The sequence below is a fragment of the Undibacterium sp. GW821-FHT11H02 genome (assembly GCF_058808015.1).
In genome coordinates this window covers 327284-341580 of the sequence record NZ_JBXARG010000001.1, presented here as the reverse complement: position 1 = coordinate 341580, position 14297 = coordinate 327284, and the positions used below count along the sequence as shown (strand labels likewise).

General features: G+C 44.4%; 12 protein-coding genes. 8 read left to right on the top strand and 4 right to left on the bottom strand.

Translation table 11 applies throughout. From position 1 onward, the window contains the following. The first annotated feature begins 135 nt into the window (after nt 1-135). From AC1RR2_RS01470 to AC1RR2_RS01455, 4 genes are all read left to right on the top strand, one after another. On the top strand, nt 136-387 hold the full coding sequence (locus AC1RR2_RS01470; protein WP_493220523.1) for a glutaredoxin family protein: 252 nt from the start codon (nt 136-138) through the stop codon (nt 385-387). Further along, on the top strand, nt 380-1021 hold the full coding sequence (gene rnhB / locus AC1RR2_RS01465) for a ribonuclease HII (protein WP_493220522.1): 642 nt from the start codon (nt 380-382) through the stop codon (nt 1019-1021). Before AC1RR2_RS01470 ends, rnhB begins: the two co-directional genes overlap by 8 nt. 2 nt (nt 1022-1023) lie before the next feature. Then, nucleotides 1024-1818: a TrmH family RNA methyltransferase gene (locus tag AC1RR2_RS01460; RefSeq protein WP_493220521.1), complete on the top strand. Its 795-nt coding sequence runs from the start codon at nt 1024-1026 to the stop codon at nt 1816-1818. A gap of 295 nt (nt 1819-2113) precedes the next feature. After that, nucleotides 2114-3841 (top strand): DUF4214 domain-containing protein, encoded by a 1728-nt coding sequence (locus tag AC1RR2_RS01455; RefSeq protein WP_493220520.1) that lies wholly within the window; start codon nt 2114-2116, stop codon nt 3839-3841. 102 nt (nt 3842-3943) lie between these two features. On the opposite strand, the gene ppsR is transcribed toward AC1RR2_RS01455, so the two are convergent. Continuing rightward, the gene (gene ppsR, locus AC1RR2_RS01450; protein WP_493220519.1) at nt 3944-4789 is read right to left on the bottom strand and encodes a posphoenolpyruvate synthetase regulatory kinase/phosphorylase PpsR; all 846 of its coding nucleotides are present in this window, start codon (nt 4787-4789) and stop codon (nt 3944-3946) included. A 295-nt stretch (nt 4790-5084) separates the two neighbouring features. Between ppsR and ppsA the strand changes: the two genes are divergently transcribed. The 4 genes from ppsA to AC1RR2_RS01430 all read left to right on the top strand — a co-directional run bounded on the left by ppsA (nt 5085) and on the right by AC1RR2_RS01430 (nt 10357). After that, the gene (gene ppsA, locus AC1RR2_RS01445; protein WP_493220518.1) at nt 5085-7502 is read left to right on the top strand and encodes a phosphoenolpyruvate synthase; all 2418 of its coding nucleotides are present in this window, start codon (nt 5085-5087) and stop codon (nt 7500-7502) included. Nucleotides 7503-7773: 271 nt separating this feature from the next. Then, the gene (locus AC1RR2_RS01440) at nt 7774-8208 is read left to right on the top strand and encodes an NfeD family protein (RefSeq protein ID WP_493220517.1); all 435 of its coding nucleotides are present in this window, start codon (nt 7774-7776) and stop codon (nt 8206-8208) included. A 57-nt stretch (nt 8209-8265) separates the two neighbouring features. Then, complete coding sequence (locus AC1RR2_RS01435; protein WP_493220516.1) at nt 8266-9183, top strand: SPFH domain-containing protein; 918 nt, start codon at nt 8266-8268, stop codon at nt 9181-9183. Between the two features lie 211 nt (nt 9184-9394). Beyond that, entirely contained in the window at nt 9395-10357 is a 963-nt protein-coding gene (locus AC1RR2_RS01430) for a DNA ligase (protein ID WP_493220515.1), read from the top strand. Nucleotides 10358-10363: 6 nt separating this feature from the next. On the opposite strand, the gene AC1RR2_RS01425 is transcribed toward AC1RR2_RS01430, so the two are convergent. From AC1RR2_RS01425 to prmB, 3 genes are all read right to left on the bottom strand, one after another. Further along, entirely contained in the window at nt 10364-11122 is a 759-nt protein-coding gene (locus AC1RR2_RS01425; RefSeq protein WP_493220514.1) for a substrate-binding periplasmic protein, read from the bottom strand. 159 nt (nt 11123-11281) lie between these two features. After that, complete coding sequence (locus tag AC1RR2_RS01420; RefSeq protein ID WP_493220513.1) at nt 11282-13282, bottom strand: ATP-binding cassette domain-containing protein; 2001 nt, start codon at nt 13280-13282, stop codon at nt 11282-11284. A gap of 107 nt (nt 13283-13389) precedes the next feature. Next, nucleotides 13390-14292, bottom strand: coding sequence for a 50S ribosomal protein L3 N(5)-glutamine methyltransferase (prmB, locus tag AC1RR2_RS01415; protein ID WP_493220512.1), 903 nt, complete (start codon nt 14290-14292; stop codon nt 13390-13392). Nucleotides 14293-14297: the final 5 nt, after the last annotated feature.

The following is a 14297-nucleotide window of genomic DNA, read 5'->3' as shown; positions in this document are numbered from 1 at the left end:
AAATTAATCGTAGTAAGCAAAGCCGTACTGTAATTTTGCAGTGCGGCTTTTGCTTTCTATGCAAATCAACTAGAAACACGACTGAAGGCGATATAATCTGGCTTTATCATTTTGCGGTTTGTTTGAGTTGACTCCATGCCATCGTTCACACTTTATTCCCGCAGCTACTGTCATTTGTGTGATGACATGCTGCTGCAACTACAACAGTATTTGGGCGATGTCGAAATGCCGATTGTAATCTTGGATGTGGATGCAGATGAAAATCTGTTGAAGCGATTTGATGAATTGGTGCCAGTGTTGTATGGACAAAAAGAAGGCGCAGAAGCAAAACAGATCTGTCATTATTTTTTGGATTTAGAGAAACTGAAAGCCTTCTTGCATGACTAAGAAAACAAAAGAAAAGGCTGATGAAAAGCAAGAGAATCTCTCTTTGTTTTCTTTATTTGATTACGATGGTGAAATTATTTGTGGCGTCGATGAAGCTGGAAGAGGCCCTTTGGCTGGGCCAGTGACCGCTGCTGCGGTGATACTCGATCCGGCACGTCCGATTGCCGGCTTGCGCGACTCCAAGAAACTGAGTGAACTCCAACGCGATGCCTTAGCAATAGAAATTAAAGAGAAGGCATTAGCGTGGGCAATTGCGGAATGTTCAGAGCAAGAAATTGATACCTTAAATATCTTACAAGCGACCATGCTGGCGATGCGACGCGCGGTCGAGGCCTTAAAGATTACACCTACTTTAGCTTTGATCGATGGCAATCGATGCCCCGTCATGGCGGTAAGATCTGAAGCCATTGTTAAAGGTGACGATAAGGTTCCTGCAATTTCCGCTGCATCGATATTAGCAAAGACCGCGCGCGATCATTTATTGGCTCAGCTACATATGCAATATCCAGAGTATGCTCTAGATCAACACAAAGGCTATCCGACTGCTTTGCATCTTGCACGCCTGAAAGAATTTGGCGTTTCACCTATCCATCGTAAATCATACGGGCCGGTGAAAGCGCTCCTGAAAGAATAAACATGAAGCAAATTACTTCGCGAGACAACGCGCTCTATAAAGAAATTAAAAATCTGGCTTGTAATGCTCATGCGCGTCGCAAAAGTGGACGAACTTTATTGGACGGTACGCACTTATGTCAGGCCTATCTCCAGCATCGTGGTGTTGCTGACTTATGTGCGGTCTCAGAATCAAGTTTGCAGAATCGAGAAGTTATTCAAATTATTGATGAATGTGAAAAACGAAACGGACAAGTGATTGTCTTATCTGAGGGTTTATTCCAAGCCCTTAGCCAAGTAGAAAATGGCGTGGGATTAGTGTTCATCGTTCCAACACCGAGCTCCGTCATGGGTAATGGTTTATCAATAAATGCAGTGTTACTCGATGGCTTACAAGATCCCGGAAACTTCGGTTCGATTTTGCGTAGTGCTGCCGCAGCAGGAATTAAACAAGTTTATTGTAGCGAGGGATCGGCATCGGCGTGGTCACCTAAAGTTCTGCGCGCCGGAATGGGAGCACATTTTTTACTTGAAATTTTTGAGTCCGTTGATCTTTCGACCTTAATTCAGCAAAGTCAAATTCCCGTGTTCGCTACGAGTTCTCATACGACTACCACGATTTACCAAGCGAATTTAAACCAACCATTAGCTTGGCTCTTTGGTCACGAGGGGAAGGGGGTTTCTGAAAAGCTAATGAATTTGGCTCATGACACGGTCACCATACCCCAAAGACCGGAAATCGAATCATTAAACGTTGCTGCGAGTGCCGCGATTTGCTTCTTTGAGCAACTTCGACAAGGTCTGAGTAAAACAAAGTGATTGGATATAGATTTTTATTTTTCAAAAAATCTGCACCCAAGCACAATGTTTAGATTTGAACTCGTTTCCTATTGGAAATGTTGAGCTTTACCTCGAAGATTAATGTTGGTTTTTATGTAAAAACTGTATCCAAAAAGAACATGCGACATTAGAATGCTAGTGCATTGTTGATTTTGCATTTTCTTTACGTATGATGTGTTAATTATATTTTTAAAAAGCTCATTAACTTGTAGCTTACTTTGACCTTGTACGTTCGTATTGATTTCGTTTTTAGCATAATTTAGGTATCACTCTCATGGCAAACTCCACTATCCCTTTTCAGCCGAAGACCGTAATTGAATTCCCTTATACGGGTGATTATCGTATCGATGTAATGCTATACGATCTAACTAAGCGTTGGAGTAAGCCAGGTGAAGCAGTGACTTTGACTTATAGTTTTACTTTCCTCGGTTTCGATAAACCAAATCCTAGTGATCCTAAAGGTTATTCGCAATTTACCGAGCAACAAAGGATAGCAACTCGTGAGATCTTGAGTAACATCTCTCAGCAGGTGGGTATCACTTTTGTCGAGAAAGATGAGTCAAAAGGGGAAACCGGTGTTCTTCGTTTTGGTAATAGCTACCAGAAAGATAGCTTGGGTGAGACGCAAGTGCAAATTCCAGTTTTTGCTAGTGTTTATTTGAACGGTTACGACATTGGTGGTTTGACAGATTTTGTGCCTGGCGAACAAAATTACTCAACATTACTGCATGAAATTGGACATGCACTTGGATTGAAGCATCCGGGTGACTATAACGGTTACTCAGGTTCGTCCAAACAAAAAGGAAATTATTTGGCCTCAAGTGAAGATACGACTTTGGTTTCGATCATGTCGTACATTTCTGGCCCACAAAAACAAGAACGTGATTACTTCGGCAAATTCGATATGCTTGCTTTGCGCTACTTGTATGGTAGCGTTGCTTATCATACTCAAAACGATACTTACGACTATTCTGATCTCGATGGTCGCGTATTGAAAATAATAGTCGATGATGGCGGTATTGATACCATCAATGTTTCTCGCGCGAGTGTGGGGGCAAAGATAGATTTAACACCTGGGGCGAGTTCTTCGATTGGATTGACTCGCTTTGATTCATCTGCGAAAGATAACCTCTCGATTGCATTCGATGCCAAGATTGAGAATGTCATTGGAAGTGCTTATAACGATAGTTTCGTTTTGAACGACGAGCCTAATGTAATCGATGGTGGTAATGGGATTGATTTTGCTAAATTGTCGACTTCCAGACTTCAATCAAAGTTGACCAAATCGATTGATCAGGATGGTAAGACAGTATTGTCGATCGTCGATGAGAACAAAGCTCATAATATCGATAAACTGATTTCCGTAGAAACGATTGAATTCGCAGATTTGACAATCGATACCGCAGCGGCAGAGATAGCAAAGTCAATTTCTGCCACAGCGGTGCAAAAAATAATTGAATTGTATATTGCCTATTTTAATCGGGTTCCTGATTCGGGAGGTATGAATTATTGGATGACCCAATATAAAAACGGCACGAGCATCGAAAAAATTGGTGAGTCCTTTTACTCAGCTGCCATTAGCCCTACTTTCAGCGCACTTACTGGATACTCGGCCGAAATGGGAGATGAGGCGTTTGTTCGTATCATTTACAAGAACGTTCTTGGTCGTACCGAAATCGATCAGGAAGGACTGAATTACTGGACAAAAGCGCTTGCATTACCTGCTGGTACACTAGGCGCCGAGACTCGTGGTACTCTGATCGATACCATTCTGAATTCTGCGCATAGCTTTAAGGGCAAGGCAGAATATGGATATGTTGCGGATTTGTTGGATAATAAATTTGCTGTCGGTAAATATTTTTCGCTTGATCAAGGAATTAGCTATAACACTCCACAGGAGACCTATATAAAAGCGGTCAAAATTGCGGAGGCCATTACTGCAACTGATACACAGGCTGCGATTGCTTTGATTGGTGTAGCAGATTTGGGCTTTTCTTTGTAATCTTACGCAAAGGCTTGCACCGACATTTTCAATATAACTTCTTTATCGAAGACTGTGCCGATTCTTTGTTTTAGTTCATTTTGAAGAAGTATTTCGTTTGAACTAGAGACGAGAATCTGGCTTCACTTCCTGCAAAATCGTGGTGGCGATTTCTTCAATCGATTTTGCAGTTGAAGATAACCAACGAATACCTTCCCGTTTCATCATCGCTTCCGCTTCATTCACTTCATAGCGGCAGTTCTCTAAAGAGGCGTATTTACTGCCTGGGCGACGTTCATTGCGAATTTCGGATAGGCGTTCCGGCGCAATGCTGAGACCGAATATTTTCCCCTTGAATTCAGGTAAGGCTGAAGGTAACTTACCACGTTCAAAATCATCCGGAATTAGTGGGTAGTTGGCCGCTTTAATACCATATTGCATCGCTAAATAAAGCGTGGTTGGTGTCTTGCCCGAGCGGGAGACGCCGACCAAAATCACATCGGCCAGTGAGAGATTTTTATTTGATTGCCCGTCATCGTGAGCTAATGAGAAATTAATTGCTTCAATCCGATTTTTGTATTCTTCAGTATCCGCGATATTGTGACTGCGACCGACTGTGTGCGTCGACTTAATCCCTAATTCTTCTTCCAAAGGCGCGACGAAAGTTTGAATCAAATCCATATGTAAGCCTTTGGATTTAAAAATCACATTGGCTAAGTCTGGTTTTACCAAAGTGGAGAACACTATTGGTCGATTGCCAGTGAGCTCAAAGGCCTCATTGATACGCCTAACCGCATCTTCTGCTTTTTCAATATCATCGATAAATGGTAAGCGAACTTGCTTAAATTTGAGGTCGAATTGCGTAATGACGGAATGCCCAAATGCCTCCGCTGTAATACCAGTTCCGTCAGAGACAAAAAAAACCGTACGGTTGGCGACGGGAAGTACTGGCGAAGGATGATCTGGCATAGAGAATAGTTGTCAAATGTAGGTCAAATGAAGAGTGAAAATTGTACAGCAATTGAATCGTTAAATAAGTAATGTAGGAGAAATTTGACAAACTAAATATATCGAATTAGAAAGACCATAAAAATTTTCTGCTAAATGTGATTTTTGCAGCGCACAAGGTAAAATGCTGATCAATATAACGTTGATGCTGGCAACAGAATAATAAATAAGCCCACATACAACGAATCAATACGCAAACCCTTGTTGCGTAGCAATGCAGTGCGAAAGATTTCTTATCATCAAAAAAGAGGTTGTTATGTCTAACGCAGCAAATACAGGGGTAACTTACGTTGCCTCGTTCGAAAACTTACGGATGACCGATGTTGATTCCGTCGGTGGTAAAAATGCTTCACTTGGCGAAATGATTAGTCAGCTTGCTTCTGCAGGCGTGCGTGTTCCCGGTGGTTTTGCCACCACCGCACAAGCATTCCGTGATTTTCTTTCCTATAGCGAAAATGGTGGTTTGCCTTTGGCACAGCGCATCGCTGATCGCTTGGCACAACTTGATATCGAAGACGTCAAAGAATTGGCCAAAGCTGGCGCAGAAATTCGTCAATGGATCATCGATACGCCATTCCAACCACGTTTGCAAAAAGAAATCGAAGAGTTTTATAACAAACTCGTCGCCGATTCGACCGCAGAGATGTCGTTCGCAGTACGTTCTTCTGCAACTGCTGAAGATTTACCTGATGCGTCTTTCGCCGGTCAGCAAGAAACCTTCCTCAATGTCGTTGGTATCGACAATGTATTGGAGGCGATGAAACATGTATTCGCCTCTTTATATAATGATCGTGCGATCTCGTATCGTGTACACAAAGGCTTCACGCATGCGGAAGTCGCTTTGTCTGCTGGTGTACAACGCATGGTGCGCTCGGATTTGGGGGCGGCTGGCGTGATGTTCACAATTGATACTGAGTCTGGTTTTAAAGACGTGGTGTTTATTACTTCCAGCTACGGCCTAGGTGAAACGGTAGTCCAAGGTGCTGTGAATCCGGATGAATTCTACGTGCACAAACCGATGCTGGAATTAGGCAAATTGCCAGTGATCCGTCGCAATATCGGTTCCAAATTGATCAAGATGGAATTTACTGGCGAAGCCAAAGCTGGGCGTTCTGTGAAGACGGTCGATGTGCCTATCGAATTGCGTAATCGCTATTCTCTGAACGATACCGAAGTCGTTGAACTGGCAAAGTATGCTGTGATCATCGAGAAACACTATGGTCGTCCTATGGACATCGAATGGGGTAAAGACGGTCGCGATGGCAAACTCTACATTTTGCAAGCACGTCCAGAAACAGTGAAGTCACAGCAAAAAGCAACCGACGCGCAACAACGTTTCAAGCTCAAAGGCACAGGTGCAGTGTTGGTCTCAGGTCGTGCTATTGGTCAAAAAATAGGCGCAGGTCGCGTACGCGTGATTCACGATCCATCTGAAATGGAACGCGTGCAACCTGGTGATGTCTTGGTCGCAGATATGACTGACCCTAACTGGGAACCCGTGATGAAACGCGCTGCAGCCATCGTCACCAATCGAGGTGGACGTACGTGCCACGCGGCGATCATCGCGCGTGAACTCGGTGTGCCAGCGGTGGTTGGTTGTGGCGACGCGACCGACTTGTTAAAAGATGGCACTTTGGTGACCGTCTCTTGTGCAGAAGGTGACGAAGGCAAGATTTACGACGGTTTGATCGAAACCGAAGTAACAGAGGAAGTCCGCGGAGAATTGCCAAAGCTGCCTTTGAAAATTATGCTGAACGTGGGTAATCCGCAATTGGCATTTGATTTCCAATCCGTACCAAACGAAGGCGTGGGCTTGGCGCGCTTGGAGTTCATCATCAATAACAATATTGGTGTGCATCCAAAAGCGATTTTGGAATATCCGAACATTGATCCTGATTTGAAAAAAGCAGTGGAATCAGTAGCACGTGGTCATGCATCACCAAAAGCCTTTTACGTTGATAAATTAGCGGAAGGTGTCGCAACGATTGCCGCTGCTTTCTGGCCTAAGAAAGTCATCGTACGCTTGTCTGATTTTAAATCGAACGAGTACAAAAAACTGATAGGTGGCACACGCTATGAGCCGGACGAAGAAAATCCAATGTTAGGTTTCCGCGGCGCGGCACGTTATTTGGCGAGTGATTTCGCTGAGTCTTTCGAGATGGAATGTACGGCAATGAAGCGTGTGCGTAATGACATGGGTTTGACTAACGTAGAAATCATGGTGCCTTTCGTACGAACCCTAGGTCAGGCAGAAAAAGTTGTGAATTTACTAGCCAAAAATGGCTTGAAACGTGGCGAAAATGGCTTGCGTTTAATCATGATGTGCGAAGTGCCTTCGAATGCGATTTTGGCTGATGAATTCTTAGAGTTCTTTGATGGCTTCTCTATCGGTTCCAATGATTTAACGCAATTAACTTTGGGTCTGGATCGCGACTCTGGTATGGAACTGTTAGCAGCGGATTTTGATGAGCGTGACCCTGCAGTCAAAGCGATGCTGTCACGGGCGATTTCTGCTTGTCTCAAGGCAGGTAAGTACGTCGGCATTTGCGGTCAAGGACCATCGGATCATCCTGATTTCGCAGAATGGTTGATGCAAGAAGGTATTGAGTCGATTTCACTCAATCCTGATTCTGTGATCGATACTTGGAAGCAGTTGGCGACTGTCGTAAAATAATTGAGCGATAGAATCTAAGTCAAAATTGAACGCGAAGACTCGAAAGACTCTTCGCGTTTTTTTTAATGCTTATTTCATCTTCTTGTCATAATTGTTGGCTACATTGAGCTTATCAAAACAAGAAAAAACACAGAATTAGTAATCCCTCAAATTATCCGCAAAAAAACCCTCCACATCGTCGATGTCGAGGGTTTTTTTGTTTGTGAAATACCGATGACAATTTATTAGTTATCGGGCAGACTGTTGTAATTCTTTATAAGGAGAATAATAAATGGAAGCATGGACTTGGTGGTTAGTGTTGGCGGGTGTGGTGGTCATTTGTGAGTTGTTTACAGGCACGTTTTATTTGTTGATGTTTGCACTCGGTTTAGTCAGTGCGGCACTTGCGTCATTGTTTATTGGCTCAGTGCAAATGCAGATGTTGATTGCTGCTGTGATCGGTAGTGCTGCCACTTTAGCGCTACATAACAGCAAATATGGTTGGAAGGAAAGAAGCAATACAGCAAGTGATCCAAATGTGAATATCGATATTGGTCAACAATTAAAAGTCGATGAGTGGCAAGACCAAGGGAATGGCATCTTCGTAGCGAGAACCAAATATCGGGGTGCGATGTGGGATGTTGAGCTACGTCATGCGAATGGAAGTTCGGGTTTGTTTGTGATTGAAGCAGTTGAAGGCAGCCGTTTAATTGTGCGTCCCTGTTGATAGTAAGTGGTAGGTTTGTGTTGATAATGCTCTAAACAAAATAATAAAGGAAATAAAATGGAAAATTCTAGCTTTGTCGTGATGGTGTTATTTGTCTTGGCCTTGGTCTTTATCATGAAGACGATCAAGGTCGTACCACAGCAAGATGCATGGGTGGTTGAGCGTCTCGGTAAGTATCACGCGACCTTAGGCCCCGGTTTAAATATTGTCGTACCATTTGTTGATCGCGTCGCCTACAAGCATGTATTAAAAGAAATTCCGCTCGACGTACCGCCACAGGTGTGTATCACTAAAGATAATACGCAATTGCAGGTGGACGGTATTTTGTATTTTCAAATCACCGATGCGATGCGTGCTTCTTACGGTTCGTCTAATTATATTGCAGCGATCACGCAGTTGGCGCAAACTACCTTGCGTTCAGTGATCGGTAAGATGGAATTGGATAAAACCTTCGAAGAGCGCGATCACATCAATACGACAATTGTGAATGCAATTGATGAATCGGCGGCGAATTGGGGTGTGAAAGTCTTGCGTTATGAGATTAAAGATTTGACGCCACCAAAAGAAATTCTGCATGCGATGCAGGCACAGATAACTGCGGAACGTGAAAAGCGTGCTTTGATTGCGGCTTCCGAAGGCCGTAAGCAAGAGCAAATCAATATCGCGACTGGTGAACGTGAAGCGTCGATTGCGAAGTCTGAAGGTGAAATGCAAGCGTCTATCAACCGTGCACAAGGTCAGGCTGGCGCGATATTAGCAATCGCTGAAGCGAGTGCTGAAGCGATACGCCAAACAGCGGCAGCGATTCGTGAACCTGGTGGCGCGGATGCGGTGAATTTGAAAGTCGCTGAACAATATGTCGCTGCGTTTGCGAATTTAGCGAAGACCAATAATTCCATCATCGTACCAGCGAACATGAGTGATATGAGCGGCTTGATCGCGAGTGCTTTACAAGTGGTAAAAGCGCAGAAATAGGTCTAAAACTTGCTTGTTCTCGTTCTAAATTTTGCTCACCCAAGTTTGACGAATTAAACAAAATAAATTTAGTAGTAGGAGTAAACAATAAAACCACCGGTCACATTCGTGAACGGTGGTTTTGTTTTTTTGATACATTGGTAAATTTATAGTGTATTTTTATCTAAATGTTTTTATACTTAAATTTCTGTAAATGCATAAAGGTGTTGATATGAAAGGGTATAGAAATGAGCTTACCAAGGAACTGAGTAGCCAACAAAAAGTACGTCGCCAGATTTTATTTAGCGCTCTATTGCCTCTGAATATTTTTACTGCAAAGGCCAGTAGTAGGCGGCTCAATGCGTTTGAAACGTCTGCTGAATTATCTCCATTAGATCGAGTTAGTTCATCCAACTTAGCCTTAGTCCTACCCCAAACATTATCGGACTCGCGTCAGTTAAGACCTAGTATCACTGACTATTTAATGAGTGAGAAATTGGATGGTGTGCGAGCCTATTGGGACGGCAAACAATTGTATTTTCGCAGTGGTCGCATGATTAGCGCACCTGCTTGGTTCACGGAGAATTTTCCATCTCATCCTATGGATGGGGAATTATGGATGGGGCGCACGCAATTTGAACGCCTGTCCAGCGCGGTGCGGCGTCAACACCCCAATGATGAAGAGTGGCGACAAATTTGCTACTGCTTGTTTGAATTTCCTTTAGCGCCGGGTGATTTTCGTCAGCGTTTGCAAGACTTGCAAAATGCGGTGGAAAAATTGCAGATCTCTTGGTTGCGTGTAATTCCGCAAGAGCCAGTTAAGTCGGTGGAGCACATCGATGCAAAGTTAAAGCAATTGACCTTACAAAAAGCAGAGGGACTGGTTTTGCATCTATCAAATGCCGTATTTCAAGCAGGACGTAGTGAGTTTGTTTACAAGTTAAAGCCGCAGCATGATGCAGAGGCTAAAGTAATCGCGATACAGGTCGGACAGGGAAAGTATCACGGTATGATGGGCGCTTTGTTATTAGAAACTCCTGAGGGGAAACGCTTCAAACTAGGTACAGGTTTCGATGATGAACAGCGTAGAAATCCGCCTCAGGTAGGTACTTTGGTCACTTATCGTTTTCGGGATTGGACCGCCAGTGGATTACCAAAATTTACTAGTTTTGTGCGTGTCTATAGCCCTGAATAGAGGGGATCAGTCGACCATATACTTTTTCTTTAGCGTCTCGATGAGACCTGAGGCCTTGACTTGTTCAAAGGCGTGACGGACTTTTTCGATAGTCGCTGTATCGGTCTTTTTGTTAATCGCAAAATAAAATAGAAATTCATCATTCAGGACAAACACGGGTTCCATTGCATCCTTGGGATAGGGCAACTGACTAAGCTCATAATTTGCGCCGCCAGTGGTGGCGAGGATGAGGTCAACGCGCTTAAAAAAGAGTTTCTTGACGTTCGATGCCGTTGTCGGTGCCTCATCGATCTTATTGCGAGGAAAAAGGCCTCGTTCCATCACTAGTTTCAAACTGGAGGTATCACGTACTATACTGACCCTGTATTTTTTTAGGTCATCAGTACTTAAGATTTGTATATCCTTGCGATCTTTTAGCTTGAATAACCACAGTTTTCTGACACCAATCGGCCCTATCCACTCGAATAAATTTTCACGTTCGGGTGTTCTTGTAGTCGTGTAGAGTAAGCTGTTCGCTTCGGTACTAGCGTGTTGATAGGCACGACTCCAGCTTAAAGTGGTGTAGTTCGCCTCAATTGCTGCTTCATGCAAGACTGCTTTCAGTAATTCGGTGGAATAGCCAGTGAGATTACCTTGATATTCATAGCTATAAGGTGGCCAAGACTGTGTATAAATCTGTAGTGTTTGCGCTTGAAGAGGCTTACTTGGCGTCGAAAGCGATAACGCTAAGAATAGTTGAGACAGTAGCAAGCAAGGTGCACGCATGTTGCTCTCAATATCTATGAATAATGATGCTGTATGGTAATGCTGAAAAGCTAGCCTTGCAAGGATTACGCCATCTTGTGCACCAAAAAACAAAATGAGGGACACAAACCCTCATTTTGTTGAATCTGAAATTTCGTCTCCTTTGAACTTCTAGTAAGACTAATTAGCCGCTTCCAAAAACTCCTGTTGTTCTAGCCAATCTGCTTCTAATTGCTCAAGTTCTTTGACGACATAAGCTTGATCCAATAGTAGATTTTTTAATTTTTCTTTATTGGTCTCGTCGTAAATGCCACTGTCTTCGAGTTGTTTGCTGAAATCGTCCTTCTTCAGATTCAATTTAGCCATTTGCTCTTCCAGACGTTTGATTCTAGTTTCGATCGGTTTGCGCAAAGCAGCGATACGTTGACGCTCTTCAGCATCGCGGCGCTTACGTTCTTTTTCATCGACTGGTGCACTTGGTACAGGTTGTGCCTGAGGTAAGGCAGCGGCTTTTTCTTTGGATTTTACCGGCAATGCGGCGGCATTCGCTGCAGCGGCGGCTTGTTCTAATTTGGTTTTATAAAGCCAGTCTTTGTAATCGTCGAGATCGCCATCGAAAGGCAAAAGCTTGCCATCGGCAACGATGATGAATTGATCGGTCGTGGCGCGTAACAAGTGACGGTCATGTGATACGACTACTAGCGTGCCTTCGAATTGCGCTAAGGCTTCAGTTAAGGCTTCGCGTGTTTCTAAATCTAAGTGATTGGTTGGCTCATCGAGCAGCAAGAGGTTAGGGCGTTGCCATACGATCATAGCGAGCGCCAGACGTGCTTTCTCACCACCAGAGAACGGTGCAATCGGGCTAGTGACCATGCTGCCGGGGAAGTTAAATCCACCTAGGAAATTACGCAATTCTTGTTCGCGGACATCGGGGGCGATGTGTGCCAAATGCCAGAGCGGCGATTCATCATGGCGTAGCATTTCTACTTGATGTTGAGCGAAATAGCCTACCGATAAACCTTTGCCGGTGGTGATCGTACCAGTTAGTGGTGGCAATTCTCCCATGATAGTTTTGATCAGGGTTGATTTACCTGCACCGTTAATTCCTAATAAGCCTATGCGCTGACCAATTTGCAGAGAGAACTTCACATCACCAACGATTTTCTTTTCAGTGAAGCTATGGTCGGTTTGAGATTCTATGCGATAACCGCAGTCGACATCATCCATGACCAGCATAGGATTGGGCGCACTCAGTGGTTCGCGGAATTCAAATGAGAACTCAGCAGCAGCACGTAAAGGCGCCAACTCTTCCATTTTTTCCAAAGCTTTAATTCGGCTCTGCGCTTGTTTGGCTTTAGAAGCTTTTGCGGCAAAGCGATCAATGAAGGATTGTAAGTGAGCGCGCTTACGGCTTTGTTTTTCAATTGAGCTTTGCGCGAGGATTAACTGTGCCGCACGTTGGCGTTCAAATGCAGAATAGTTACCGGAGTAACGTTTGAGTTTGCGCTCATCAATATGTACGACGACATTCACCACGCCATCTAAGAAATCTCTGTCATGCGAAATGATGATCAGCGTGCCTGCATAACGTTTGAGCCAATCTTCCAGCCAGATAATGGCATCCAAATCCAAATGGTTAGTCGGTTCATCGAGTAGCAATAAATCCGATTTGCACATCAAAGCTTGGGCCAGATTCAAACGCATACGCCAGCCACCAGAGAAACTCGCGACGGATTGTTCCATCTGTTCTAGCGTGAAACCTAAGCCCAGCAATAATTGTTCGCCACGTGAACGCACGGTATAGGCGTCTGCATCTGACAAGGCACCATAGACTTCGCCAATCGCAATGCCATTATCATGGGATTCTGGCTGTGCTTCGAGTTCTGCCAATTGTGCTTCCAGCTTACGCAGCGTGACATCGCCGTCAATCGCATAATCAATCGCGCTACGTTCTAAGGGAGGCGTCTCTTGTGCGACGTGTGCCAATTGCCATTTGGCAGGGAATTCTATGCTACCCTGGTCTGGATGGAGTTCACCACGCAGCATGGCGAAGAGACTGGATTTGCCCGCGCCGTTAGAACCGATCAAGCCGATTTTATCGCCAGGGTTGAGTGTGACATCGACGCTGTCGAAAAGGGGTTTAGTGCCGCGGGCGAGGATGACCTGTTGAAGACGTATCATTATTGACTAACAAAAAATGGTGTAGCGAACTACAAAAATAAAAATGCTCAAAACGCTTATTTGAGCGTTTTGAGCGATAAGGCGATCGATGTAAAAAGGTTTGCTACTTAGTTGCCTTCTTGTAGTTGTTCGGCAGTGAGCAGAAACACCATGTCGTCGCCAGCACTCGTTGATAGCCAGGTCAAACCGAGATCTGCAAACGCTTCTTCGGCGAATACACGTTCATTACCTATTTCTACCATCAAAATACCATTTGGCTTGAGGCGTGACGCCGCACCAGCCACAATCTTGCGCACCAAATCCATGCCGTCATCCCCACCTGCCAGAGCAATTTGTGGCTCGTGCAAGTATTCTTTTGGTAGCTTGCTCATGGAGCTGGAATTTACATACGGCGGATTGGTGATGATCATGTCGTAGAGTTTGTCCGGTACATTGCTATACAAGTCTGACTCAATCAGCGTGATGCGATCTTCTAATTCATAGGTCGCTACATTTTTTGCGGCAACTTCTAATGCGTCCTTAGAAATATCGACCGTGTCTACGTGGGCATTTTCAAATGCATCTGCCAGCATGATAGGCAAACAACCTGAACCCGTGCAAAGTTCTAAAATGTCGGTGACTTCTTCTGGATCTTGCACCCACGGTGTGAATCGCTCAGGGATCAATTCTGCGATAAATGAACGCGGCACGATCACGCGTTCATCGACATAGAAATTATAAGTGCCTAACCAGGCTTCATTGGTAATGTAAGACGCCGGAATTCTATCGGTAGCGCGACGCTCAATCACGGCAATTGCCGCATCGATTTCATGTGGTAACAGGCGTGCATCTAAAAACGGTTCGATTTTATCGAGCGGCAATTTCAAGGTGTGTAGCAACAGATAGGCAGCCTCGTCTAAGGCATCGGCGCTGCCATGGCCGAAAAACAATTGTGCCGTGTTAAAGCGGGTCACTGCATAACGCAACAGATCGCGTAGCGTTTGAAAAGGGAGAGTGTTTGAGCTCGTCATAATAA